This is a genomic window from Melioribacter sp. Ez-97, assembly GCF_051488665.1.
Lineage (GTDB): Bacteria > Bacteroidota > Ignavibacteria > Ignavibacteriales > Melioribacteraceae > Melioribacter.
In genome coordinates, this window is the sequence record NZ_JBPSEG010000004.1 from 122,487 (window position 1) to 148,472 (window position 25,986).

General features: G+C 41.5%; 18 protein-coding genes. 5 read left to right on the plus strand and 13 right to left on the minus strand.

Annotation, left to right across the window (positions count from 1 at the left end):
• Nucleotides 1-114 precede the first annotated feature (114 nt).
• From ACSSWA_RS06970 to ACSSWA_RS06985, 4 genes are all read right to left on the minus strand, one after another.
• Nucleotides 115-1,122, minus strand: coding sequence for a LacI family DNA-binding transcriptional regulator (locus ACSSWA_RS06970; RefSeq protein WP_437355840.1), 1,008 nt, complete (start codon nt 1,120-1,122; stop codon nt 115-117).
• Nucleotides 1,123-1,232: 110 nt separating this feature from the next.
• Nucleotides 1,233-2,345, minus strand: a complete 1,113-nt coding sequence (locus ACSSWA_RS06975; RefSeq protein ID WP_437355841.1) for a C-GCAxxG-C-C family (seleno)protein — start codon at nt 2,343-2,345, stop codon at nt 1,233-1,235.
• A 13-nt stretch (nt 2,346-2,358) separates the two neighbouring features.
• A complete protein-coding gene (locus ACSSWA_RS06980; RefSeq protein WP_437355842.1) occupies nt 2,359-2,799 on the minus strand; it encodes a tetratricopeptide repeat protein in 441 nt (146 codons plus the stop codon).
• Nucleotides 2,800-2,963: 164 nt separating this feature from the next.
• Nucleotides 2,964-4,262, minus strand: coding sequence for a sigma-54 interaction domain-containing protein (locus ACSSWA_RS06985; protein WP_437355843.1), 1,299 nt, complete (start codon nt 4,260-4,262; stop codon nt 2,964-2,966).
• 190 nt (nt 4,263-4,452) lie between these two features.
• Here ACSSWA_RS06985 and ACSSWA_RS06990 point away from each other — a divergent pair, with 190 nt between their 5' ends.
• Entirely contained in the window at nt 4,453-6,855 is a 2,403-nt protein-coding gene (locus ACSSWA_RS06990) for a TonB-dependent receptor domain-containing protein (RefSeq protein WP_437355844.1), read from the plus strand.
• Nucleotides 6,856-6,892: 37 nt separating this feature from the next.
• Here the strand turns inward: ACSSWA_RS06990 and ACSSWA_RS06995 are convergent, their stop codons facing one another.
• Nucleotides 6,893-8,428 (minus strand): GNAT family N-acetyltransferase, encoded by a 1,536-nt coding sequence (locus ACSSWA_RS06995; protein WP_437355845.1) that lies wholly within the window; start codon nt 8,426-8,428, stop codon nt 6,893-6,895.
• A gap of 11 nt (nt 8,429-8,439) precedes the next feature.
• The gene (gene ppc, locus ACSSWA_RS07000; RefSeq protein WP_437355846.1) at nt 8,440-11,187 is read right to left on the minus strand and encodes a phosphoenolpyruvate carboxylase; all 2,748 of its coding nucleotides are present in this window, start codon (nt 11,185-11,187) and stop codon (nt 8,440-8,442) included.
• A gap of 73 nt (nt 11,188-11,260) precedes the next feature.
• On the opposite strand from ppc, the gene ACSSWA_RS07005 reads away from it, so the two are divergent.
• The 3 genes from ACSSWA_RS07005 to ACSSWA_RS07015 all read left to right on the plus strand — a co-directional run bounded on the left by ACSSWA_RS07005 (nt 11,261) and on the right by ACSSWA_RS07015 (nt 16,114).
• Entirely contained in the window at nt 11,261-11,956 is a 696-nt protein-coding gene (locus ACSSWA_RS07005; RefSeq protein ID WP_437355847.1) for a rhomboid family intramembrane serine protease, read from the plus strand.
• Nucleotides 11,957-11,970: 14 nt separating this feature from the next.
• Nucleotides 11,971-12,795: an SDH family Clp fold serine proteinase gene (locus ACSSWA_RS07010; protein ID WP_437355848.1), complete on the plus strand. Its 825-nt coding sequence runs from the start codon at nt 11,971-11,973 to the stop codon at nt 12,793-12,795.
• A 67-nt stretch (nt 12,796-12,862) separates the two neighbouring features.
• Nucleotides 12,863-16,114, plus strand: coding sequence for a S41 family peptidase (locus tag ACSSWA_RS07015; RefSeq protein ID WP_437355849.1), 3,252 nt, complete (start codon nt 12,863-12,865; stop codon nt 16,112-16,114).
• Nucleotides 16,115-16,130: 16 nt separating this feature from the next.
• On the opposite strand, the gene ACSSWA_RS07020 is transcribed toward ACSSWA_RS07015, so the two are convergent.
• The 3 genes from ACSSWA_RS07020 to ACSSWA_RS07030 are packed head-to-tail and all read right to left on the minus strand — an operon-like array spanning nt 16,131 to nt 21,712.
• Nucleotides 16,131-19,232, minus strand: coding sequence for an efflux RND transporter permease subunit (locus ACSSWA_RS07020; protein ID WP_437355850.1), 3,102 nt, complete (start codon nt 19,230-19,232; stop codon nt 16,131-16,133).
• A gap of 9 nt (nt 19,233-19,241) precedes the next feature.
• Nucleotides 19,242-20,348 (minus strand): efflux RND transporter periplasmic adaptor subunit, encoded by a 1,107-nt coding sequence (locus ACSSWA_RS07025; protein ID WP_437355851.1) that lies wholly within the window; start codon nt 20,346-20,348, stop codon nt 19,242-19,244.
• Between the two features lie 17 nt (nt 20,349-20,365).
• Complete coding sequence (locus tag ACSSWA_RS07030; RefSeq protein ID WP_437355852.1) at nt 20,366-21,712, minus strand: TolC family protein; 1,347 nt, start codon at nt 21,710-21,712, stop codon at nt 20,366-20,368.
• 195 nt (nt 21,713-21,907) lie between these two features.
• Between ACSSWA_RS07030 and ACSSWA_RS07035 the strand changes: the two genes are divergently transcribed.
• Nucleotides 21,908-22,510: a TetR/AcrR family transcriptional regulator gene (locus tag ACSSWA_RS07035; protein ID WP_437355853.1), complete on the plus strand. Its 603-nt coding sequence runs from the start codon at nt 21,908-21,910 to the stop codon at nt 22,508-22,510.
• On the opposite strand, the gene ACSSWA_RS07040 is transcribed toward ACSSWA_RS07035, so the two are convergent.
• The 4 genes from ACSSWA_RS07040 to ACSSWA_RS07055 are packed head-to-tail and all read right to left on the minus strand — an operon-like array spanning nt 22,507 to nt 25,976.
• The gene (locus tag ACSSWA_RS07040) at nt 22,507-22,797 is read right to left on the minus strand and encodes a thioredoxin family protein (RefSeq protein WP_437355854.1); all 291 of its coding nucleotides are present in this window, start codon (nt 22,795-22,797) and stop codon (nt 22,507-22,509) included. The genes ACSSWA_RS07035 and ACSSWA_RS07040 overlap by 4 nt on opposite strands.
• A gap of 31 nt (nt 22,798-22,828) precedes the next feature.
• Complete coding sequence (locus tag ACSSWA_RS07045; protein WP_437355855.1) at nt 22,829-23,338, minus strand: hypothetical protein; 510 nt, start codon at nt 23,336-23,338, stop codon at nt 22,829-22,831.
• 7 nt (nt 23,339-23,345) lie between these two features.
• A complete protein-coding gene (locus tag ACSSWA_RS07050) occupies nt 23,346-23,795 on the minus strand; it encodes a hypothetical protein (RefSeq protein ID WP_437355856.1) in 450 nt (149 codons plus the stop codon).
• A gap of 15 nt (nt 23,796-23,810) precedes the next feature.
• Nucleotides 23,811-25,976, minus strand: a complete 2,166-nt coding sequence (locus ACSSWA_RS07055) for a S9 family peptidase (protein WP_437355857.1) — start codon at nt 25,974-25,976, stop codon at nt 23,811-23,813.
• Nucleotides 25,977-25,986: the final 10 nt, after the last annotated feature.

The following is a 25,986-nucleotide window of genomic DNA, read 5'->3' on the forward strand; positions in this document are numbered from 1 at the left end:
ATTAGAATATAAATTCCGGGAACAGATAAAGATGAAGAAAGAACAAATTCAAGAGTCAAAATAAAGTAATAAAAACGAATAATGCAAACGTTTGCAGAAAATGATAAAAATTTTTTATGTCGATTTTCTAACGATTAATTCAGCATCCAATACCACCAAGGAAGGCTTTATGACTTCTTTTGTGTTTTCAATCAGATCTATCAGAATTTCCGCCGCTTTTTTGCCCATTTCAAAAGACGGCTGGTCAATCGTTGTCAACGGAGGATCGACCAATGTAGTTATTTTGTTGTTCGAAAATCCGACAATACCGATATCGTCGGGTATTTTCAATCCTTCTTCTTTTATTCTTTGAAACGCTCCTACCGCAACCGGATCGTTTACGGCAAAAACCGCATCCGGTACGTTCCCTCTTTTAATTAATTCGTCCATCGAAGCATAACCGTCGTTTTCGTGCATTCCGCCGTGAACTATGTATTCTTCTTTAATCGGAACGTTTGCATATAAGAGCGCTTCCTTATATCCTTCCAGACGCGCTTTACAAATTTCGAGCGTTTTAGGACCGGCAAGATGAGCTATTTTCCGATATCCCCTTTCAATTAAGTGCATAACGGCTTTGAACGCGCTCTGCTTATCGTCGATAACTACTTTGAAAACGTCGAGCTCGTCGATTACGCGGTCAAAGAAAACAAGCGGTATTCCCCTGTCGATAAGCGCCTGAAAATGCTCGCCCGATTTTGTACTCTGCGATATCGACACAATCAAACCGGCTACCCGTTGTTGTACCAGAGCTGTAGTATTGACCACTTCCCTTTCAAAACTCTCGTTCGACTGCGATACGATAATGGTATATCCTGCATGATAGGCTACTTCTTCAATGCCGCTGATTGCCGAAGAAAAAAAGTCGTGCTTGATTTCCGGCACTATAACTCCGATTGCATTTGTTCGTTTGGTCTTCAGGCTCTGAGCAATCTGATTCGGAGTATAATTCAGCTCTTTGGCTGCTTTTCTGACTTTTTTCTTGGTCTCCTCTTTAACATCGGGATGATCGCTCAAGGCTCTCGAAACAGTCGAAGGCGAGATTCCTAATTTCCGGGCAATATCGTTTATTGTAGTATGTTTCATTGAAAACTTATTCAATCAATACTACAATAATATGCGTTATCGACTTTATTATCAAACGGGAAATTAAAAGAGTGGCTGCGGACACAATAATCCGCAGCCCATTGAAATGATTATTTTGCAAGGTTCATTTTGCGTGTGAACTGATATTGTCCGGCAGTCATTCTTGCAAAGTAGATGCCGCTTGTTACCTTTTTACCGAAATTATCGGTGCCGTTCCATTCAACTGTGTATTTGCCTGGGTTCAACAATTCGTGGTCAATAAGTCTTTTGACTTCCTGTCCCATAATATCGTAAACCACTACGGACACTTTTTCGTTTTTAGGTATGGCAAATTGGATTTTTGTGGACGGATTGAAGGGATTCGGATAATTTTGCGACAATTGATAATCCGAAGGAATCGAACCGTCTGATTCGATTAATCCCGTAACGCTGTGCGGATCGCCGTGGCACGGTTCGCAATCCATCTGAGTCATCACTGTACCTACCATAGCAGCCGGAGCGTGACATGTCTGACATTGAGCGGCGTATTCATTTGTAACGTATGTAGATGTAAAAGTACCGGCAAAATATGCGTTCAAAATCTCAGCTGTCTTGGCTGCAATATCGCCCGCTATACGAGCGCATCTTTCTTTTCTTTCGATGTCTCCAACTTTCTTCTTTGCAACCATACACCACTGAGAGACGGAAGCGTGACAGAGAGGACTTCCTCCCACGGATTGCGGAAGGGCTCCTTCGTATTTTTTATCGATATAATCGGCTTGATTTGCGGCGTCTGTCGGAAGATTTTCCGTACAGTACCAGCCCCATAACTCGTTAATTAATTTTCCTGAGTCGGCTTTTGAAACGACGAGACTTATAAGAGCGGCTCCGCCGTTTATAGTACCGCAAAGACTGCCCCAGCCGGCGCCTCCGCCTCGACCGAAAAGCATAACTTCGATCGGCATGTTTGTCCAGGGGTCGCCGATTTTTTCTCTTAGCGCTTCAACCAGACCGCCGAATACGCCGGAACAGCAGTCTTTGTCATTCCAGTAAAGATGATGAGCCCGGAGGCGTACATCTTCCGGATCCAACGCTTCATAAGGCCAGGGCCAGGTTGCGTCTTTGGGACTTGCTAAAATTTTTCCTCCCGAAAGCGCATTCAAACCGGCGACTCCTGCAATTGCTCCGATTGCATATTTGGAGGTGTTCGACAGAAATTCTTTTCTTGTTAATTCTTTCGGCATAACGTTTCTCCTTTTAATTGTTTAGTTTGATGTACGGTTCTATTATTTTTATTACGTGAAGCAGTCTGTTATCGGAATTCATCTTTAGTGCGTTTTTAAAATTTTTAATCGATTCTTTAGCATCGCAATAGAGCCAGAGCATTCCGAGCTGAAGATATTTTTCATACTGATTTTTTGTGGGTATTTCGTCTTTTTCGATTTTATTTACCAGATGCGGACATGGGCAATCTTCCCAATCGGGTCGCGTGTTAACGATAATTTCAACGTCTTCATTTATTAAAAAATAAAATTGGTTGAAGGCTTCTTCAACTTTTCCCACCTGGGTCAGACAAATAATCAGCTTTTTTCTGATTAATTTGTTGCCGGGATCTTTATCCAATGCTTTTTCCAGCTCGTTTAGAGCCGAATAGTAATCCCGGATCATAAAATGATAATTTCCAAGCATCTCACTCATGCCTAAAATCAATACAAAAGGCTTGCCAAAAAAACACCCGTTTAATACGATATTAAGATGCTTTTATGCCCGTGGATTGTGTTGCATTTGCAACACTTTTTAGTAAGTCTTTTTTATCGCTTGACTTATGCAATTGCAACAGAATGTTGCGTTTGCAACTCTTTTCAGGTAAGATTACTCTCTTTCATCCAGCGCCAGAGAGTTGTACGGTTGATTCCAAGAAGGCGGGCTACTTTCGACTTGTTCCAGTGATTTTCTTCCAAAAGTTGTAACAGACGCGCCGGACTTACATTCTGAGTTTGCTTTTTGCCGCATACGGTTTTACCGTCGAATATAAATTCGGGAAGCGAACAAATCGTTATCGATTCCTCGCTTTTCGTACGGATTACCGCATACTCGATTACATTTTCGAGTTCCCGGATATTTCCCGGCCAATGATACGCCATTAAAAGTTCGAGCGCGTCTTTATCGATTCTTTTAATCTCCTTTTTGTACAAAAAATCATATTTTTTAAGAAAATGAGTAGCCAGGAACGGAATATCTTCTTTACGTTCTCTTAACGGAGGAACTTCAATCGGAATTACATTCAACCTGTAATAGAGGTCTTCTCTGAATTTGCCGGCTTTAATAGCTTCTTTAATATCGACGTTCGTAGCGGCAATGATCCGCACATCTACTTTGCGAGTTATCGATTCGCCGAGACGCTCGAAAGTGCCTTCCTGTATTACCCTCAGCAACTGCGCCTGCATTTGGATCGGCATTTCGGCTATTTCGTCGAGGAAAATTGTGCCTCCGTCGGCAATTTCGAATCTGCCTATTCTGTCTTTTACGGCGTCTGTAAATGCGCCTTTGGCGTGCCCGAACAATTCGCTGGCAAGCAATGAGGGCGGCAATACGGCGCAATTTACTTTAATGTATTTTTCATTTTTTCTTTTACTCGTAGCCTGAATTGCATTTGCAATCATTTCCTTGCCCGTGCCGGTTTCGCCGGTAATCAACACGCTGGCGTCTGTATATGCAATCTCCTGTATCAAATTAAAAATGTTGGTCATAATATGACTGTTACCCACGATACCGTAGAAATGCTCGCAATTATCGTACTTGCTATCGAGAAGGTAAGAAAGGTCGCGAAACGTTACCACTCCTCCAACGGGGTTATTGTTTTCGTCTTTTAATATTCCCACGTTCAATTTAACGTTTACAAAAGCGCCGTCTTTTTTCTTAATTCTCGATTTCAAATCGAACAGGTTTCTTCCGCTCGATAAAGCTTCCGCTATGGGACATCTGCCCGTACACAGATCGGATTGAAATACCTGTTTGCACATTCTGCCTTTTACTTCATCCGTATTAAATCCGGTAATTCTTTCGGAAGCCTTATTGAAATAATTAATAACGAAATTTTTGTCGACGGTAAAAACGCCTTCTGCGAGGAAATCCAATATTTCTTCTTTTCTTCTCAGCATAAAATCACCCCTTCAAGCTTATAGATAAAAAGTGTCTTTTGTCTTTTTTTAACAAAAATATAAAATTCCCTCCTTGAAGTAAATAAAAATCGGTATGAAGGGATTCATTTTTAAACTAATGCGAATAACGTTCTGTCAAATGAACGAATATTTTCTTACCGCTGTTTATTTTTCTCGAAAGGAGCATAAAATGAAAAAAATAATAATTCTTCTGTTTCTGAGCATTACTCAGATTATTGCACAAAACGGGGGTAAATTAACCGGACAAGTGCTCGATGCGCAGACAAGAAATCCTCTTGAATTTGCAAATCTGGTTTTGTTCAACGCCTCGGATTCCACCCAGTATTCAGGAACTGTAACCGACAGGAACGGAAACTTTCTTATAGATAAAATAAAACCCGGGAAATATTATTTACGCATCAGTTTTATCGGCTACGACAATCGCTTCATAAACGACCTTACAATCAAACCGAATACCACGCTCGATTTGGGAATAATCGAAATTTCGCCCCGCACAGTCGGCATCAACGACGTTGTAGTAAGCGGCGAACGAGCTCCTATTTCTTACGAAATCGACAAAAAAGTTATTAATGTCGGTCAGAACATTGTTGCAGCTTCAGGCACCGCCGTGGATATTTTGGAAAATGTACCTTCGATCACTGTAGACGTAGAAGGCAACGTAAGTTTACGAGGAAGCACAAACTTTCGCGTTTTGATTGACGGACGTCCTTCGATATTGGATCCGAATGAAATATTACAGCAAATTCCCGCAAGCGAAATAGAAAACATCGAAATTATTACGAATCCCTCTGCTAAATACGACCCGGAAGGCACGGCAGGCATTATTAATATTGTTATGAAAAAGAATAAGAATATCGGTCTGAGCGGATTGGTCGAACTCAACGGCGGCTTGAAAAACAAATACGGCGGCGAAATAATAACCGATCTTAAAAGCGACAAACTCGATATAAATCTCGGATTAAATTATAACAAAAGAAATTTCGGAATCGACCAGAATCAAAACAACTGGACTAACCGAAACGATATTTATACGTATTATAACTCAATCGGCGCATCAAACAGAAACAGAGAATATTACGGAATAAGAGGTTCGATTTCTTACGATTTCGGCAATAAGAAAATTCTGACTTTAGGAGGCAGAGTCGGCAGCCGCTCGTTCGGAGGCAATTCTAATCTTTATTATACTCAGTGGAACTCTTTGAACACGATTCCGGAAAGCTATATTAGCAGTTCAAACAGAAAGAGAAGCGGCAATTATTATTCGCTCTTCTTTAATTACATCCATAATTTTGCGGAAAAAGGTCATCAGCTTACAGCCGACATCAGCTTCGACAGCGACGATTCCGACGAAGAATCCCAAAACAATCTCGTCCTCGAAAACAAAATAGTTGAAGGAAAAATCAATACCGAAGCCGGTCCGGGCAAAGAATTTACCGCTAAGCTCGATTATACTCTTCCGCTCGGCGGCGACAGAAAATTCGAAGCGGGATATCAGGGACAAATCGATATTTCTGACGAATCGATCGGACTGCTGAATTATAATCCGGTCACTTCAAATTATGATTTCATTGAGGAGTACAGCCATACCACCAAATATAACCGGAACGAATCGGCTATCTATTCGTTGTTCCAGGATAAAATCGGAACATTCGGATACCAATTCGGATTGAGAGCGGAATATACGGGCAGGTCTGTCGAAATTCCCGACAGCAGTCTTGAATTCACTCTCTACAGATGGGACTTTTTCCCGTCGCTTCATATTTCGTACGAAATTTTCGAAGGCAACGAAATTATGACAAGCTATACGAGGAGAATAAATCGTCCGAGAGGATGGGAATTCGAGCCGTTTTATACATGGATGGACGCATATAACGTTAGAATCGGAAATCCTTCCCTTCTGCCCGAATACATCGATTCTTACGAACTCGGTTATCAAACTTTGATCGGCAATACGGTATTCTCGGTTGAAACTTATTACCGCGTCGTAAAGAACAAGAAAGAACGCGTGCGATCGGCTTTTTCGGATAACGTTACTTTGATGAGCGTGCAAAATGTCGGCACGGATTACTCGTTGGGAACCGAACTCTTTTTCAATTTCGATTTAATCAAGAACTGGAATATAAACCTGATGGGCAATCTCTATAATTACCGGATTGAAGGAAGGCTGAACGACATACCATTCGAAAGGAGCAGTTTCAACTGGAATGTCCGATTCAACAATTCCATCAAACTTACTACGAGCACCACTCTTCAATTCAATTTGATTTACAACAGTCCGAGCGTTTCTTCGCAAGGCAGGCGCGAAGCTTTTATGTTTACCAACCTTGCATTGAAACAGGAGTTTCTCAATAAAATGCTGAGCGTAACGCTTCAGGTAAGAGATTTATTCGGCACCGCCGAATTTGAGATGCTGGAAGAATCCCATGATTTTTACAACTACAGCCATTTCAAACGGGAATCGCCTATCGTCATGCTCAATCTTCGTTTCAACATAAACAATTACAAAAACAACCGTCGCGAAAATCAGGGCGAAGACATGCCGCAAAACGGCGGAGTGTCGGATGATTTTTAGAATTCAGGCTGTCCCGTTTTGACGGGACAGCCTCATTCTATTCTTTCCAGTCGATTTTATAGAGATCGAGTCTTCTGTCGTTCCAATTCCTGGTAGTCCCCTGCAGCCTTGCTTTCCTGAGCAGTTCGATATCCACGTCGTGAATAACCACAGTTTCCACATTTGGCGTGCATTCGGCGGCAATGCCGTCGCGTGCAAAAACAAAATCCGAAGGAGTAAGAATTGCCGATTGAGCGTATTGAATATCCATATTTTCAACTTCCGGCAGATTTCCCACAGTTCCCGCCATAGCCACAAAGACTTGATTTTCAACGCAGCGCGCCTGGGCGCAATATCTTACGCGTAAGTACCCTTTTCTTTCGTCCGTACAAAATGGGACGAATATTATATCCGCTCCTTTTTCGGTGGCAATCCTGCCAAGTTCCGGGAACTCTACGTCGTAACAAATTTGGATTGAAATTTTACCGGCGTCGGTTTCGAAGACTTCAACTTTGTCGCCGGGTTCTACGCCCCACCATTTCCTTTCGTTCGGCGTTATATGAATTTTATATTGTTTGCCAATTTCTCCGTTTCGCTTGAAGAGAAACGAAACGTTATAAAGGTGATCGTTTTCATTTACAAAATGCGACCCGCCGATAATATTCACGTTGTATTTGATTGCCAGATTGGTAAAAAGTTCGAGATATTGCGGAGTAAAATTGCTAAGTTCGCGGGCGGCCAATCCCGGTCTTTTATTATCGATGAACGACAGGAGTTGAGTAGTAAGCAGTTCGGGGAATAAAACAAAATCGCTTTTATAACCCGACGCCACGTCTACGAAGTATTCGCACTGGCGGGCAAACTCGTCGAAGTTATTTATCTTTCGCATTCTGTATTGAACCACGCATATTCTTACAGGCTGCGAACTGTAATATTTCTTTTTCGACGTAGGCGAATAATTGAGATTCGTCCATTCCAGAAGAGTTGCGTAACCCGCCGATTCTTTATCCGTATTCAGGTATTCAGGTATCAGTCTTTTTAATACAAAGCCGTTTGATAATTGGGTGGTTAATACGGGGTCGTAAATCACCTTTCGCGATACCCTGTCGACGTATTCTTCGATTGAAATTTTATCTTTGAAATCATTGTAGCCGGGCACTCTGCCGCCTATAACGATTCTTTTAAGATTTTTTTGCCGTGCCAATTCCTTGCGCGCTTCGTACAAACGACGGGCTAATTTCATTCCCCTGTACGCAGGGTCTACCATAATTTCGATGCCATAGAGCGTATCGCCCTGCGGATTATGGTTGGTTATATATCCTTTGCTGCTGATATCGAACCAGCTGTGCTCTTCGTCGTATATATCCATATCGATAATTAAACTCGAAGAAGAAGCGATTAATTTTTTCTTGTACTCGATAACAATCTGTCCTTCCGGGAATATTCGCAGCTGACTTTCTATTTGTTCCTTTGTCCACGGCTTCATTCCCGGAAAAGATTTTTTTTCCAATTCAACCAGATTGTCGTAATCCTCCAACCTTAAATTCCGGATTATAATTTTTTTCTGAAATTGGTCAAGATTCTTTATAGTCATTTTTTCCTCCTTTATCCTGTATTTCTCAAACCTGAAGATATTCCGTTAACAGTAGCGCGGAGCAGGTTCAATATTTTTTTCTTTTTATCGCCTTGTAATTTTTTGTTTCTGTACAACTTTAAAAATCTGATTTGAATAAAACTTACCGGGTCAATATATGGATTGCGCAGCAGAATTGATTGCTGTAATATTTTGTTTGAACCGAGGAGTTCTTTTTCGCGCGTGATTTTCAATACGGCAGTCACGGATCTTTTATATTCTTCCTCAAAAGAATTAAAAATCTTTTGGTTGGCTTTGTTTTTATCGCATAGTTCGCCGTAATACTCGCTCGCTATCATCACGTCTGTCTTTAACAGAACCATCTCGATATTCTGAATCAAGGTTTTGAAGAAATTCCAAGAGTTATATATTTCCGACAATTCTTTCCAGGTGGTTAGACCTTCGTCGACCGCTTTGTTGATTGCATAGCCGAATCCGTACCATCCCGACAAAGTTTGGCGGTTCTGAGTCCATGCAAAAACCCAGGGTATTGCTCTTAGATTTTTAATGTCGTTTCCTTTTTTACGCGACGCCGGACGCGACCCGATTTCGATATTCTCTATTACGTCTATCGGCGTGGCGGTTCTGAAATACTCGATGAAGTTTTCCGATTCAATCAGAGAACGGTAGTATTCAAACGCGTAACCGGAAATTTTGTCGAACAGATTATTATATCTGAATAAATACTCCGGTTGTTTCTTTAATTCCGTATATAGAGTGGCAATCAAAACTGCCGACGAAAAATATTCGAGGCTTCTGATAGCCAGTTGAGGAACAAGGTACTTAAAAGAAATCATTTCGCCCTGTTCGGTAATCTTAAGTCTGCCGTTTACCGTGCCTCTCGGCTGCGAAAGAATCGATTGAAATACGGGTCCGCCTCCTCGCGAAATACTACCGCCGCGACCGTGAAACAGAATCAATTCGATATTGTTTCTGTCGCAAAGGGTTTTCAAATTGACCTGGGATTTGAACAATTCATAGTTCGAAGTCAATATGCCGCCGTCCTTGTTGCTGTCCGAATAACCGAGCATTATATATTGGACATTATTCCTGCATTCGAGATGATTTCTGTAAGCTTTGTTATCGAACAATTCTTTCATAATATTTGTCGACGACCTCAGATCTTCGATAGTTTCGAAAAGGGGCAATACATCCAGCTGAGAACTCAATATTTTATTATTCCTCACTTTAATAACGCCGGCTTCCTTTGCCAGCAGCAAAGCCGATAGTACATCGCTTACGCTGCTGCAATTGCTTATTATATAGTCCTTACTGCTATTTGCCGAAATATTCTCGTGCGACCATTTAATCAAACTGATTTCTCCAAGCACTTGTTTAGTAAGCTGCTTAAGCTCGGTATTAATCCCGATTAACGGTCTGTCGTTCAAAATTTCTGCGGTAAGGATTTCCGATTTTTCTTTATCGCTTAGGCGCAAGTATTTATTCGTAACACCGCTTCTTTTTAAAATGTCGTCGACGGCGTTTCTTATCAACGACGAGTTTTGTCTTATATCGAGCGTGGCAAGCTGAAATCCGAAGGTTTCAACACGTCTTATTACCGGCGTCAAAAAGTTTTCGGCAATCTCTTTACCTCTGTTATTTTGAAGGCTTTTACAGATTAAATAGAGGTCATCGAGGAGCTGCTTCTCGCTTTTGTACGAATACAACTCCTTGCTCAGCGTGCGTTTCAGCCTTTCTTTTATTATCAGAAAATACGCTCTGTATATTTCGCTCGGATTTCGGTCTATCGAATCACGAATTTCTTTGCCAAGTTTATTCTTAAACTTAAGCACGTTACTTATGAGAGCCGGCTCCGCGCCGGTAATCTTGTACGAAGCGCTGATTATTTCATACAATTTATTAATATCGTCTATGTACAAATTCAGTATTACCGACTTCTGGTAGTTGAAAGTATATTTTGTTACTTCTTCGGTTACAAACGGATGTCCGTCGCGGTCGCTTCCCACCCAGCTGCCGAATTTCAAAATAGGTTTAGTCGATAGTTTTTCGCCGAAATTTTCGTTTAATTTATAATCGAGTCGCGCATAGAATTCCGGCAGCACATTATATATGATATTTTTCAGAAAAAAGATTATTCTTTCTATCTCGTCATAAACCGTAATTTTGGAAGACCTGATTTCTTCGGTTTGCCAGAGCAATGTAATTGTCGTATAAATTTGCTTTTCAATTTTTTTGTATTCGAAACTGTCCCGGCTGACCTTTTCTCTCATCAAGAGAAGTTTTGTGATTTCAAGAATCTTTCTGAGAATTGTTTCGCGCGTCGCTTCAGTCGGATGAGCGGTAAATACCGGCGATATTTCCGTTTTTTCGATTACTCGTTTAAACAGTTCAATCTCAATATGTTCGTGTTCTATTACCTCGATTAATTTATTCCAGGTATCGCCGTTGTTTTCCTTTTCTCGCTTTAATATTTGGAACACCTCGTCGGCGGCGTTTACGATTAGAAAATAGATATAAAACGCCTTGACAACTTTGCGCGCTTTGCTTTCGTCCAGGGAGGCAACAATCCTCTTAATTTTTTTCTTTGCTTCGCGCGAATTGCCCGACCTGAATTCTTTCGACAACAGCCTCAAATTTTCGACGGCGTTAAATATTTCCCTGCCTTCCTGTTCTATTAAAATATTTCCGAGTATTGTTCCCAGCTCTTTAATATTGCGACGCAAATTATCGTCTATTATAATTTCTTCTTTCCTGAGCATGCAACTCCTGCTTTATTAATTTTGTTTTATAATTTAAAATAATTATTATGCAAATAAAATCGAGAGCGTACAAATGATCCCTATATCCGACAATATTCCTTCAAGGCATTTTCCCATTATAAACTGGACGTTAATAGCTCTAAACATAATAATTTTCTTCTTTACGTTAAGTTTAGGAAGAGACGCCGAAATATTTGTAAAACTCTTCGGCGTTATACCGTACCGCTTTATTAACGATTTTGATATATACGAAATTTCCACGATATATACATCAATGTTTTTACACGGGGGATGGGCGCATATTTTCAGCAACATGCTGGCGCTTTATATATTCGGAGACAACGTTGAAGACCGCCTCGGTTCTTTTCGTTATTTAGTATTTTATTTGTTGACCGGTACGGCGGCGGCTCTTCTTCACATCTATTTAAATCAGGATTCCGTCGTGCCGACCGTAGGGGCAAGCGGAGCCATAAGCGGCGTTATGGCGGCATATATACTTCTTTATCCCCGCGCCAAAGTAATTACTCTATTCCCGATTTTATTTATACCGTTTTTTATCGACATACCCGCGCTTGTTTATACGGGCGTTTGGTTCATCACGCAATTCTTCAGCGGACTGTTGTCGATTGTTTCGAACACCGCCGCTTTCGGAGGAGTGGCTTATTGGGCGCATGTAGGAGGATTTGTGGCAGGAGCGGTATTGTTGCCCTTTATGCTGAGGAACAGAAGAAAAAGAAGAACATATATAGACGAATTTTATCCATGGTAAGAAAGGAGGAATAAATGGATTTCCTTGCTCTCTTTTGGTTATTTTTAATCATCTCTTCAATCCAACCTTTAATAAGAAAAAAGATGCTCGATTCGGCGCGCATAAAACTGCTCGAATTAATCGAAAAACAACGGGGCAGCCGCGTTATAGCGCTCATTCATCGACAGGAAACTCTGAGCATGCTCGGCTTCCCGCTTATGAAATATATCGATATCAACGATTCGGAACAGATATTACGCGCAATTAAATTAACCGACAAAGACGTTCCGATCGATATAATACTTCACACGCCGGGAGGACTTGTGCTTGCCACCGAACAGATTGCAAACGCTCTCAAAAAACATCCTGCAAAAGTGACGGTCTTTATTCCCCACTACGCAATGTCGGGCGGAACGTTGATCGCTCTCTCCGCGGACGAAATAGTTATGGACGAAAACGCCGTACTCGGTCCGCTCGATCCACAGATAGGAACCAAACCTGCGGCGTCGATACTAAGCATTTTGGATAAAAAGCCGATCGATAAAATCGACGACGAAACATTAATTTTGGCGGACGTATCGCGTAAAGCCATCAATCAGGTCAAAAATGTAATCCTCAAATTGATCGAAGGCAAAATTAATAACGCGGAAGAAGTCGCGGAAAAATTATCGTCGGGAACCTGGACTCACGATTATCCGATAACAGTCGAGGAAGCGGTCAATCTCGGTTTGCCCGTTTCAACCGAAATGCCCAATGAAATTTATCAACTGATGGCTCTTTATCCTCAAACCGCACAGAGGAGACCGTCGGTCGAATATATTCCTTTGCCCAGAACAAAAAGCGAAAAAACTCCGGAATAATAATTTCATGGAGACATTTTCAATTTGACGCGTCTAACGTGTCACACTAAAAATAAAAAGAGGAACTATGAAAAAAATTACCCTGACATTGTTTTTAATGTGCGTTTTTTCGATTGCCGCATTCGCGCAGGTCGACGCACGCATGTTTCAAAATCCCGACGTATCGGAGAATCAAATTGTTTTTTCTTACGGCGATGATTTATGGATTGTAGATAAAAACGGAGGCACAGCTCACAAATTGACTTCCCCGAAAGGGATGGAAATGTTCCCGAGATTTTCTCCCGACGGAAAAGCAATCGCATTTATGGCAAATTATTTCGGCAACATCGACATTTTTATAATTCCCTCAACGGGAGGCGCTCCTGAAAGAATCACAAATCACGGGTATACCGACAGATTAATTGATTGGTATCCCGACGGCAAAAGTCTGATTTTTGCCTCGATGATGAACAGCGGGAGGGAACGATTCAATCAATTCTTCAAGGTGAGCAAAGAAGGCGGTTTGCCCCAACAGCTTCCTGTACCGTACGGCGAAATGGCTTCGGTTTCCCCCGACGGTAAAAAAATAGCGTACACTCCCCGTACGCGGGCATTCAGAACTTGGAAAAGATACAGAGGGGGAATGAACGCCGACATCTGGATTTTCGACCTCGAAAAGAAAACCGCCGAACTGATAATCGAAGGAGATTCGAACGATGAATTCCCGATGTGGCGCGGCGATAAGATTTATTTTCTTTCCGACAGAGGCAGCGAAAAGAGATTCAATATCTGGCAATACGACATTCCCACAAAAGCATTAAAACAAATCACCAAATTCAAAGATTTCGACATTCATTTTCCGGCGCTCGGTCAAGACGAGATTGTCTTTGAAGCCGGCGGCGCAATTTATCTCTTGAATCTGAACGACGAATCGACGCGAGAAGTTAAAATAAAAGTCGTTACCGATAATATTACGCTCCTGCCCAAAGAAGAAAACGTATCGAAATACCTGAGCAACGGCGATATCGCGCCCGACGGCAACAGAGTTCTTCTGGAAGCGCGGGGCGAAATCTTTTCTGCCCCCGTAAAAGAAGGCGTTACTTATAATCTTTCCAATTCTTCAGCATCCGCCGAAAGATATCCGGCATGGTCTCCCGACGGTAAATATGCCGCATACTGGAGCGATATAAACGGCGAGTATAATCTAGCGCTTTATGATTTTGAAAATCCCGGCAAGACTAAAATATTGACCGACTTCAAAGACGGTTACCGTTATAATATTTATTGGTCGCCTGACGGCAAAAAGTTGGCTTTCATCGACAAAGCGATGCAAATTTATATCTATAACATAGATAAGGACAAAACAATAAAAGTCGATAAATGCAATTACCTCTATCAGGGAGGACTCGACAATTTCAAATTAAACTGGTCGCCCGACGGCAAATGGCTTGCATATGCAAAAGATCTGACTAATAGGAGCAGCGCTCTGTTCTTATTTAATCTGGAAAGCGAAGAAACGCGGCAATTAACCTCGGGATTCTACTCTGATTTCAATCCCGTCTTCGATCCGGAAGGCAAATATCTTTTCTTTATGACCAACAGGGAACTGAATCCGATTTACTCCGACCTCGACAATACCTGGATTTATTCCAATACTACAAAACTTGCCGTAGCGGCTCTCTCAAAAGATACAAAATCTTTAATGGCCGCTAAGAACGATACTACTGCCATTAAAAAAGAAGAAAAAGATAAAAACGACAAAGAAAAAGACGACAAAAAGAAAGACGATAAAAAAGATGAAAAGTCGAAAGACGTAAAGATCGACCTTGCCGATTTTGAAAACAGGGTAGAGCTGCTGCCGGTCGAAGCGGGGAATTTTTCTAAAATCGCCGCTGTCAAAGGAAAATTAATATTCCATCGTTTCCCGAACACGGGTTCGTCTTCAAAAAACAAACCGCTTAAATATCTCGATTTGGAATCGATGAAAGAAAAAGATATAGTCGACGATGCGGACGATTTTAAAATAAGCGCCGACGGCAATAAAATACTCGTCGTTAAAGACAGAGGCATTTATGTTATTGACGCTAAAGAAAATCAAAAACTCAGCGACCGCGTTTCCACGGACAATCTTGTTATGAATATAAATCCGAAAGAAGAATGGAAACAGATATTCAACGAGGTCTGGAGATTCGAACGCGACTTCTTTTACGATCCGAATATGCACGGAGTAGATTGGGAAATGATGAAGGAGCGTTACGGTAAATTAATCGACAATTGCGTAACGAGAGGAGACGTAAATTATGTTATCGGCGAACTGATTTCCGAATTAAACGCCTCGCATACATACCGAGGCGGCGGCGATATGGAATATCCCGAGTCGAAAGACGTTGGGTATCTGGGCGTCGATTGGACGGTTGATAACGGCAGATTTAAGATAAAGAAGATTATCGAAGGAGCTCCATGGGACGCTGAAATACGTTCGCCGCTGAGTCTTCCCTCTCTAAAAGTTAACGAAGGGGATTATATCCTTGCGGTTAACGGAGTAGAACTCGACACTAAAAAAGCTCCGTGGGAAGCGTTCACCGGACTTGCGAATAAAACAGTCGAGCTTACCGTTAACGACAAGCCGACTTTCGAAGGTTCCAGAAAAATTTATGTTAAAACGCTTTCCGCAGAAAACCGGCTACGGCATCTTGCATGGATTGAATCGAATCGCAAATACGTCGACAAAAAAACAAACGGCAAAGTCGGTTATATCTACGTTCCAAATACAGGCATCGAAGGACAAACGGAACTCGTTCGTCAGTTCATGGCGCAATTCGATAAAGACGGTCTTATAATCGATGAACGCTTTAACAGCGGCGGACAAATACCGGACAGATTTATAGAACTGCTCAATAGAAAACCGTTGGCATATTGGGCGGTTCGCGACGGCAAAAATTGGAAGTGGCCTCCCATCGCGCATTTCGGTCCTAAAGTTATGTTAATCAACGGCTGGAGCGGTTCGGGCGGCGATGCGTTCCCGGATTATTTCCGTAAAGCCGGTTTAGGACCTCTGGTCGGAACTCGCACCTGGGGCGGTTTGATCGGAATTACCGGAGCTCCAAGACTTATTGACGGAGGCATTGTAACAGTTCCAACTTTCAGAATGTATGACCCTGACGGCAAATGGTTTAGAGAAGGGCACGGCGTAGACCCGGACTACGAAGTAATCGACGACCCTGCATTACTGTCGAAAGGTATCGACCCTCAACTGGATAAAGCTATTGAAGTGATTATGGATTTAATTAAGAAAAATCCGGACAAATTCCCCAAGCAACCGCCGTATGAAAAAAGATAATTTAAGAAAGGGCTGCTTAATTGGCAGCCCTTTTTCTTAATTTATTCTTTATCTTTTCTCCCATTCTTTCGAATACAATATAAAGAACCGGAATTACAATCAAAGTAAGAAGCGTTGTCGTTAATAAGCCGCCGATTACGGCCCTTGCCAACGGAGACCATGTCTCCGCTCCGGAACCGAGTTCGATTGCGAGAGGAACCATTCCCAATATAGTTGTCATAGCCGTCATCAAAACGGGACGCATTCTTGTCTTGCCTGCTTCTTCAACCGCTTCGAACAGTTCCATGCCTTCCTTTCTGAGTTGATTGATATAATCAACCAATACAATTCCGTTATTGACTGCAATTCCCACAAGCATAACAATTCCGACAAGAGCCATAACGCTCAACGACGTTCCGGTAATCGCAAGAAAAATAATAACTCCGATAATCGACAACGGCACGGTAAACATTATAATTAACGGGTCCACGAATGATTCGAATAACGACGCCATAATCATATAAACGAGTAAAATAGCGGCAATAAAGGCGAGTCCCAAATAAAAGAACGCTTCCTGTTGATCTTCAGCCGTACCGCCGATAATAACCTGGTATTCGGACGGGATCGGAGTACGTTGAATAATATCGTTGATTTTGCCGACGGCGGTGGAAAGATCGATGCCCGAGAGAGCGCATCCCACCGACACAAATCTGCTTTGATTTTCCCTGAATATCGTAGGAGTCGATTCTTCTTCGGTAATCTCCGCCACGTCTTTCAATTTGATTCTTCCGCCCGCTTGCAGCATTATTTCCATATTTTCAAGAGCGTCTTTCCTTTTACGATATTTCTTGTCGTATTGAACGTAGATATCGTATTCGTCGCCTTTCTCGCGGTATATCGCCGCCACTCTTCCCTGAATAGCAGTCGATATATTTCCCGCAACCATCAGATTTGTCAAGCCGAAATCATTCAGGATTTTTTTATTCAAATGAACCTGTAATTCGGGCGTGGTTTCTTTAGTATTTAAGGCTATGTCTACCAGACCGTCGATTTTTTCCATTTCGGATTTGATCTGATTGGCAATAGCTTTTGCGCCGTCAATATCGAACCCGATTATTTTCACTTCGATGTCTTTTTCGGTAGTAAAAGATCCGCCCTGTTGGAAAGCATAAGTAATGCCCGGAATTTCGTCGAATTTTTCTCTCAATTTGTCTTCGATTTCGAATTGGGATATTTTTCTCTCTTCAACGGGCTTTAATCTCACAAAGAGCTCAATTGTGCTGGCGGTTGTTCCGAAAGCGCCTATGCCTTCGCGGGTTCCGAAAAAGAGCGATACTGATTCGAGATCCTCAGGTGCAACCGTTTCTTTAATTATTTGTTCAATATTATGCGCATATCTTCTCGTTACTTCAATCGAAGTGCCGGAAGGCGATTCTATCAAAACATTAATCAAAGCTTCGTCGCTTCTCGGCAAAAATTCGCCGCCCAATAATCCTGAGATGGAAAGAGATAATACAAATAAGACAGTAACAGAAGCTAATACGGTTTTTCTATGATTGATCGACCAGTGAAGCCATTCTTTATATTTCATGGACAAATTTTCGAGCATTACTCCTACTTTATCTTTCCACCTCTTCCATATGCCGTTCTTTCCGGTATCAAGATTTATTTTTAATAGTTGAGAAGACATTAAAGGAACGAGCGTCAACGCCACAAGCAGAGAGACAACCAAACTGAATGTAATCGTTAAAACCATATCTTTAAATAATTGTCCCGTAATGTTGGGAACGAACAGCACGGGAAGAAAGACGCTGATGGTAGTAAGCGTGGAGGCTGTGATTGCAATTCCAACTTCTTTAGCGCCGAGTTCCGCTGAAGTTTCCGCGTCTTTGCCCAATTCCCTGTGACGGTAAATATTCTCCAGCACTACTATCGAATTATCCACTAACATTCCGACAGCCAGAGCCAGACCCGCCATCGAAATAATATTTAATGTCAGGTCGGCTGCATACATAACGGCAAACGTTGTTACTATCGACATGGGTATCGATATTCCCATTATTATACTGCCGCGCAAATTTCTCAGGAAGAAATAGATTACGATAAACGCCATAACGAATGCAATAAAAGCTGTATTCCTGAGATTGTTTACCGCCCTCAAAATAAAATCCGACTGATCCCACAAAACGGTGAATTTAGTTTCCTGCGGAAGGCGTTTTGTAATTTCCGGCAAAGCTTCGGCAATTCTCCTGCTTGTGAGAACCGTATTTGCGTCGGATTGTTTGTAAATCATTACCATAACGCCTTCGGTGTAGTCCGAACGCACTTCCGTAGCATTTTCTTTATAGCCGTCGATAACGTTCGCAACGTCTTTTACATAAACCGGCGTTCCGTTTTTGTATGTGACAATCGTATTTTTAATCTGATCTATTGAAGTGTACTCGCTGAATACCCGCAGGTTGTAACTTTTATTTTCCGTTTCGATATTCCCGGCGGGCTGCAATCCGCTGCTCGTTTGTATAGCCATTAAAACTTCGTTCGGCGATAGATTGTATGCCGACAAATAAACCGGATTCATATTGACATTGATCTGTCTGCGCAAGCCTCCCTGAGTAACAACCGAGGCAACTCCTTCCACTCTTTCGAGAAGCGGCTCGATAACATCCTCGGAAAGTCTGCGAAGCTCCGCCGGACCGAGATAGGGAGAGCTTATGTTGATAAAACTAACGGGCATCATCGAGGGATCGAAAACAAAAACGAGCGGTTCTTCCGCATCATCGGGCAAATATTCTCTTATATAATCGAGATTTTTCCTGATATCGTTTTCCGCCTTGTCCATATCCGTGCCGTACTTAAACTCGAGAGTTACTATTGAAGAACCTTTGAATGATTGCGAACTGACTTTCTCTATATTTTTTACGGAAGAAACCGTCTCTTCGATAGGTCTGGTAATTAAATTTTCAATATCTTCCGGACCGACGCCGGGGTAATTGGTAATTACACCCGCTATCGGAAAAGTAATATCGGGAAAGAAGTCGATTTTCAACTGCGAAAACGAGAAAAAACTAAAACCGATAATTACGCTGTAAATCATTACGAGCGTAACTTTTCTCTTTAATGAAAATTTTGTCAACGTCATTTGTAGTCCTTATTTAATTACATTAACTTTTTGACCGTCCTTAACAATATTCTGTCCTACAACAATTATCGTATCTCCTACGGACAAGCCTCCTGTTATTTCGGCTCTGCCCGCCTCTTCGATGCCTTTCGTAACTTCTTTTAATTTTGCCGTACCGTCTTCAACGATAAAGACAAAATACTTTTTAACCGTATTTTGCAAACCTGTTTCCAAATTTGTTTGAACAATTGTCTGAGGCAACAACGCCGATTGAGGAACCGTTATAGCGTCATCTTTCTTTTCCACTTCAATATTTATTTCGGCAAACATCCCCGATTTTAATTCTCCAGTACCGTTATTCAGTTCAACTTCCACTTCGACGCTTTTGGACAATTTATCGAGCGCATAATCGATCTTAGCGACAGTTCCTTTAAATTCTTTATCATCTAGAACGGGAACCGAAACCATTACGGATTGGCTCAATTTTACCCGGTAGATGTCTCCTCCCGTTACGAATACTTTCGATTTCATTTTATCCGGACCTATTACCCGCGCCAGCTGTTGACCCGCTCCGACCATCTGATTTTTTTCGACGTAGACGGAAGCTACTATTCCGTCGACAGGCGACTTGATATAACAAAACTGTAATTGTTCTTCGGCAAGTTTTGCCTGCGCTTCCGCTTGCTCCAGCAATAGCCTGGCGTTCTTAAAGTTTGTTTTAATCTGGTCGTACTGTTGAGAAGAAATTGCTTTTTCTTCATACAGTTTATTTTGACGCTCGAATTCCTTTTCGGTTAATTCAAACTGGGCTTTTGCCGAGTTCAGCGCCGCTGCAGCCGCATTATAATTTTGTCTTTGAATGTTGTCGTTTAATTTTATTAACAGATCTCCCTTCCGGACTTTTTGACCGGGTTTTGCGACAATCTCCTCGACGGTTTCATTCACTTTACTTATCAATACCGCGTCGTCATTTGATTCGAGAGTGCCTGTAACTTTTATATAACTCGATATCGATGAAGGCTTTGCAATATAGACTTTTACAGGAACGGATTTTTCTTCTGCAATTTGTTCTTCCTGAGTGCAGCTTACGCCCGCAAACAAGATAATTGCAGCAAATAATAATGATAGGTGTTTCATTTCATCTCCGAACTAATTTAATTTAATATCTTGGTAAGAATTCCCGCCGATTTCAAAATCGACAATTGACTTATGTTATACTTATAAATACCTTCAAGGTATTCCGTTTTGCTCTTGCTGTAGAGCAATTGGGCGTTTAAAACGTCGAGCTGATTGGACATCCCCTGTGAATAAAGGAGTCTTGCAATACGAAGCGATTCCCGCGCGTGTTCCAATGCGTCTTTAAGATTTTTCAGATTTTTTTCCGATTCGAGAAAATTATAATAGCTTTGTTCGACATCCAACTGCACGGCATACTCCGTCTGTTTTTTCAATATGTCAATTTTATCCGAGTTTATTTTCGCAATCTGCCAGTCGAGAATTCTTCTTCCGCCTTCAAAGAGAGGCACATCCACGGTCAGCACTATCGATTTCGAGCGGATATAATCTTTCCACCGAACTTTCGAGTTTTCCATCGGAGCCGCGTGATCGACGCTTGCGGCGAGCGAAACAACAGGACTGAATTTACTTAACGCCAATTTTTCGCCCACCGAACCGGCATCCGCCTGATAATTTACGATTTTCAGTTCAGTGCGATTTTCATTTGAAAGAGATTTTAAATTTTCGAGCGAAATATCTTCCAGTTCATTCAATACGTTTTTTATTTCGAGAGTATCTCCAATTACAAGCGAATCGGCAAGCGGAATATTCAAAAGACTTTTCAGGCGCTGTTTGGAAAGTTTATAACCGGTCAAAGCGGATTCAAGTGCAGGCAGAGTCGAAGAGTATTGGGAACGCGCCCTTTGCAAATCGAGTTCGGTAGCGGCGCCGACGTTATAAAATTTCTTTACCTGCTCAAGATTTTCGTAAGCGACTTTAACGGCTTCTTCCGCCGTATGTATCAATTCCTTTGCAAGCACAATAGAATAGTATGTCGCAACGGCGTCGTAGACAACCGATTCTTCTTTTCCCTTCAGCTCTTCTTTTAAAGACTTCCTTAGAGTTTTTTGCAAGTCGTAATTAAACCACCTTGCCCCTCCCGTAAACAAAGGCAGCGAAGCGACTATCGAATGTTGAAAATTATAAGGAGTGCCCACTGTGAATCTTTGACCCATAAAGACAAATACGGGCAATTCGATGTTACGCTGAAATATTCCCTGGTAGCTAAGCGATGGTAGAAAATTGGATAACGATTTCCATGTTTCCAGTTTCTGGATATTATAGTCGAGTCTTTTGTTCTGCAGTTCCAAACTGTTTTCTTTTGTAATTTCGACAACGTCTTTCCAGCTCAAATAGACTACATTTTTCCCGCCCTGCGCCAAAAGAACATCTGCCGATAAAAAGCCCAGCATTAATCCTACGACAAGGCATGTTACTTTTTTCATTCGTTTCTCCCTTTTAATAGGAAATTTCAATTCACAAAAGTTAGACGATTTACAGCATGAAGAGTTCGCATAAATTGACCAAATGGTCAGTCATAATTAAGTACATTTATTATTATTCTCAAGTACGTAAAAATTTATTGTTTTCGAGCGGGGAATAAAATATATTTTTGGTTGGAATATCGGTCAATTTAAAAAATGCCGCGCACAAAAGAACAAAACGAACAAATAAGAGCAAAAACGAAGCAACTGATTATCGACAAAGCATTGGAGCTTTTTTCCGAGAAAGGTTTTGCCGCTACTACGGTAGAAGACATCGCAAAATCCGCCGGCATATCGAAAGGGCTAATTTATAATTATTTCGAAAGCAAGGAAGCTATTCTCGACGCCCTGTGGAGCGAGGTATACAAAATTGCGGAGGTCATCGACTCCGAATTGAAAAAGTTTAAGAGCCCGTACGACAAAATAAAATATTTCATTAATTTTACATTCGATTTCCTCGTAAAAAACGAAAGCTTCTGGAAATTGTACGTTTCAATCGCCATGCAGCCCAATATGCTGAAAAAAGCCGAACGTATAACTATCGAAATTTCAAAAAAAATGATGCCAAAAGCTTTCGAAATATTCAAGGAAGCCGGATTCAAAAATCCCACGGAAGAAGCTTACTTCTTCAGCACTTCGCTTGACGGAATTGCGCTCAATTATTTCTTCGACAAAAAGAATTTCCCTCTCGAAGAAATGCGTAAATTTCTGCTGGATTATTATTCGGAAAAATCAATACGCAAAAGAAACCGGAATTAAAAGTAGAGGTTATAGATCCTTCCTATTTTGTCGCTCAATTCGTCAAGTCCTACAAATCTCGACATCCTAAAATTTTCTTTCCCGTCTACAAATAAAATTAACGTGGGCACTGCAAATACGTTCAGTTGGGCGGCCAGTTCCCGCGAGCTCGACACGTCTACATACAGAAATTTCACTTCGGGGAATTCCTTTTCGAGCAGCTCCATTACTTTTGGCTTTAATGTCTTGCAAACATTACAATCCGGAGTACTGAAATAACCGAGCGTCAAGCCGTTTTTGTCCGTCAATTTAATCTCTCCTGTTATCGTTTTTCCGAAATCATGATTTTGCTCCCGTGATAATTTCCGCCTCCCTGTAGTATAGGGGCTCGCCGTGATATAGATATACTTCTCCCAGATTTAAAAACCCAATGCTTTTATCGAACTCTTCATATTCCGCAAACAATCCAATTTTATCAAAACGCATTACTTCTATAATAAAGCAGATGTGATTTGTTCTGACATTATTAATATATTTTTCGAGCTTTTCGCTGCACCTTATTCTCAGATAACCTTTTTCGCCGTTTTTGTTATTAATTACGGCGTTCAAATATTTGGTATTGCAGATTTCCGAATAACCGATTACAGTGGTATCGAACAGCACTCTTTTCCCCAGATAATTTTCCGGCTCGGCTTCGCCGTAAATCAATTCATGAAATTGCAGCGCGGCAAATTTCGAGACCGGTTTTTCGCCGTTAGTCCGGTTCATATCCTCTGTGTTGAACAGCGATAGCATAAATAAAAGAACGACAGTTAGCGGCAATGAATATTTTTTTATCGCACTGCTCATTTAGAGATTACGCTCCTATTTTAAAACGAACTCTCAGCGTTCCGTCCTGATAACTTGTAGATACAATTCGAAAACTTTTAATTTCGCTCGTTGAATTAACGTGAACTCCGCTGCAAGGGCAGGCGTCGTATTCGCCTATTTTAATAATCCTGATCGTATCGCTTGCTTCTTCGGGCAAACGTTCGAGGTTGAATTGCTTTTCGGCTTCCGCTCTATTCATGAATTCTTCTCGCACAGGCAGGTCGTCATTAATTAATAGATTAATAATTTCTTCTATTTTTTTTATTTCTTCTTCCGTTAAATTCCTTTCGAATTTATAATCGCATTTGGACTTTTTCTTTTCGATATGAGCGCTGAAAGCTCTGCCGCAGTTATAAATTTTATTCATCGTGCCGTTCAAAAGGTGCTCAGCCGTGTGCATCGGCGGATAATATTCTTTGGGATTTTCGTTGTACAAAACTTTATCCTCCGTTTAATCTGTTGCGAGTTCTTTATTCAATAAATTTTCAAAGATAAATTCAGCTATCGTTTTTTGAGCGTGAAAATAGTGAGGGAATCGTATGCCGTGCCGTTGATTCGGATAAAACATCATTTCAAAATCTTTGTTTAATCGCTGCAATTTATCGATCAACTGAATTGAATTCTGCATATGAACATTGTCGTCCATCGTACCGTGAATAATTAGCATACCGCCTTTGTAATTTTCGGCATAATTTAAGACCGAAGACTTTTTGTAGCCTTCCGGATTTTCTTCGGGTGTATCCATATACCGTTCCGTATAAACATTATCGTAGAGCTTCCAGTCCATTACTCCGAACTCCGCAATTCCGTAGTTGAAATATTCGGGAGCCGAAGTCAATGCCAGCGCTGTAACATAGCCGCCGTAACTGCCCCCGTTGATAGCAATTTTAGTCGTGTCGACAAAGGGCAAACTCCTCAGCCATTTTACCGCTCCGATATAATCGTGCATCTCCCACTCGCCCAATTTTCTGTGCATTAAATCGGTTCCCGCTTTGCCGAAATGTCCGCTTCCTCTGTGGTCTACGCTAAGATAAATAATTCCGTTCTGAGCAAGAAAATGAGGCTCCAACCTGTACGGGAAAGAATTTCTAACGGTAGGCGCGTTCGGACCTCCGTAAATGCTTATCAAAACAGGATATTTTTTGGTTGAATCAAACTCTGTCGGCAAATACCACAAAGCCGGCAAATAATAACCGTCTTCCGTTTTTATTCTGAACAATTCCGCTTTGGGCAAATCGTACTCGTCGAATATATCGGATTTGGAATTGCCAAGTTCTCTAATTAATTCCCCCCTGGCGTTAAACAATAAAAGTTCCGGAGGCGTGTTAACACAACTGAATCTGTCAATGAAATACCTGCCGTCAGGAGAAAGGTTACATGCATGCGTACCCGGCTTATCGGTCAATTTTTTAATTTTATTATTGCTCATGTTTATAACAAACAAATGCCGCTCCGTGGAATTATCCGACCATCCTTCGAAATAGACCAAACCGTTTTTATCGTCTACCAATTCAAGCGACGTTACGTTAATATTCGAACCTTCGGTCAGTTTCTTGATCAGACTGCCCTTTCCGTCATAAAGATAAAGATGATAATAACCGTCCAACCCCGTTCGAATAATAAAACCGGGTTTGCTTTTCATAAAATAAATATCTTCGTACCATTCCACCCAGGTTTTCTGGTGTTCAGTATGAAGGAGCTCTTTTCCGCCGTCATTCAAATCGACGCGGTAAATTTTTATCGTATCCTGTTTGCGGTTCATCCATTGAACCGTAAGCTGTGAATCGTGAGTCCATACGGGCCAGGCTATATATTGATCGTTGTCGTCCGGGAAATCCGCCCATACAATGTTATTGTTTTCGATATTTGCTATACCGAGTTTTACAAACGGATTCGGGTCGCCCGCTTTCGGATATCTTTGTTTTTCAACCGAGCCGTGTTGTCCGTCGGCTTTAACCAGAATAAATTCGGGCACTGGAGAATCGTCGAATCTGAGAAAAGAGATTTTCCTAGAGTCAGGCGCCCACCAGAACGCAGCGTAATTTGTGGAGCGTCCTAAAATTTCTTCCATATAAACCCACGAAGCCCAGCCGTTATAAACCAAATCGCCGCCGTCGTCGGTAAGCCGGCGCTCTTTTTCATTTTCGATATCGTAATAATAAAGATTGTTTTCTTTGGTATATGCAACTTTTTTCCCGTCCGGTGAGAACTTAGGATTCTTTTCTTCGGCTTCGTCGTCCGTCAACTTTTTGAAAACATTATCAACCGTCGAAAGATAATAGAGATCGTTATCCCGTTCGAAGATAAACTTAGTGTAGTTTTCGTTATTGATTACCGCGTCGTTAAGATTAAATCCTTCGGGCAAATCGATCCGTGAATAATCCAGGTATATTTCCCTTTCATTGTTTTCCGCGTTTACTTTTTCAATAATATTTTTGCCGTCCCTGACTGACAATTCAAGATAATGTTCGTCGTCGAGCCATCCTTTAATTTGAGGCAGCGATTTTGTCAATCTGGGTTGCCCGAAATAGAACGCCTGTTGAAAAGTAAGCTTTTTATTTTGTCCGTAGATAAGCGAAGCGATAATTACAAAGAACAAAATTTTTATTGATTTCATTGTCGACCTC

What these genes read in the sequence shown, in the direction of transcription:
- ACSSWA_RS06970 (WP_437355840.1), bottom strand. Translation starts at nt 1,122, where the DNA reads ATGAAACATACTACAATAAACGATATTGCCCGGAAATTAGGAATCTCG.
- ACSSWA_RS06975 (WP_437355841.1), bottom strand. Translation starts at nt 2,345, where the DNA reads ATGCCGAAAGAATTAACAAGAAAAGAATTTCTGTCGAACACCTCCAAA.
- ACSSWA_RS06980 (WP_437355842.1), bottom strand. Translation starts at nt 2,799, where the DNA reads ATGAGTGAGATGCTTGGAAATTATCATTTTATGATCCGGGATTACTAT.
- ACSSWA_RS06985 (WP_437355843.1), bottom strand. Translation starts at nt 4,262, where the DNA reads ATGCTGAGAAGAAAAGAAGAAATATTGGATTTCCTCGCAGAAGGCGTT.
- ACSSWA_RS06990 (WP_437355844.1), top strand. Translation starts at nt 4,453, where the DNA reads ATGAAAAAAATAATAATTCTTCTGTTTCTGAGCATTACTCAGATTATT.
- ACSSWA_RS06995 (WP_437355845.1), bottom strand. Translation starts at nt 8,428, where the DNA reads ATGACTATAAAGAATCTTGACCAATTTCAGAAAAAAATTATAATCCGG.
- ppc (WP_437355846.1), bottom strand. Translation starts at nt 11,187, where the DNA reads ATGCTCAGGAAAGAAGAAATTATAATAGACGATAATTTGCGTCGCAAT.
- ACSSWA_RS07005 (WP_437355847.1), top strand. Translation starts at nt 11,261, where the DNA reads ATGATCCCTATATCCGACAATATTCCTTCAAGGCATTTTCCCATTATA.
- ACSSWA_RS07010 (WP_437355848.1), top strand. Translation starts at nt 11,971, where the DNA reads ATGGATTTCCTTGCTCTCTTTTGGTTATTTTTAATCATCTCTTCAATC.
- ACSSWA_RS07015 (WP_437355849.1), top strand. Translation starts at nt 12,863, where the DNA reads ATGAAAAAAATTACCCTGACATTGTTTTTAATGTGCGTTTTTTCGATT.
- ACSSWA_RS07020 (WP_437355850.1), bottom strand. Translation starts at nt 19,232, where the DNA reads ATGACGTTGACAAAATTTTCATTAAAGAGAAAAGTTACGCTCGTAATG.
- ACSSWA_RS07025 (WP_437355851.1), bottom strand. Translation starts at nt 20,348, where the DNA reads ATGAAACACCTATCATTATTATTTGCTGCAATTATCTTGTTTGCGGGC.
- ACSSWA_RS07030 (WP_437355852.1), bottom strand. Translation starts at nt 21,712, where the DNA reads ATGAAAAAAGTAACATGCCTTGTCGTAGGATTAATGCTGGGCTTTTTA.
- ACSSWA_RS07035 (WP_437355853.1), top strand. Translation starts at nt 21,908, where the DNA reads ATGCCGCGCACAAAAGAACAAAACGAACAAATAAGAGCAAAAACGAAG.
- ACSSWA_RS07045 (WP_437355855.1), bottom strand. Translation starts at nt 23,338, where the DNA reads ATGAGCAGTGCGATAAAAAAATATTCATTGCCGCTAACTGTCGTTCTT.
- ACSSWA_RS07055 (WP_437355857.1), bottom strand. Translation starts at nt 25,976, where the DNA reads ATGAAATCAATAAAAATTTTGTTCTTTGTAATTATCGCTTCGCTTATC.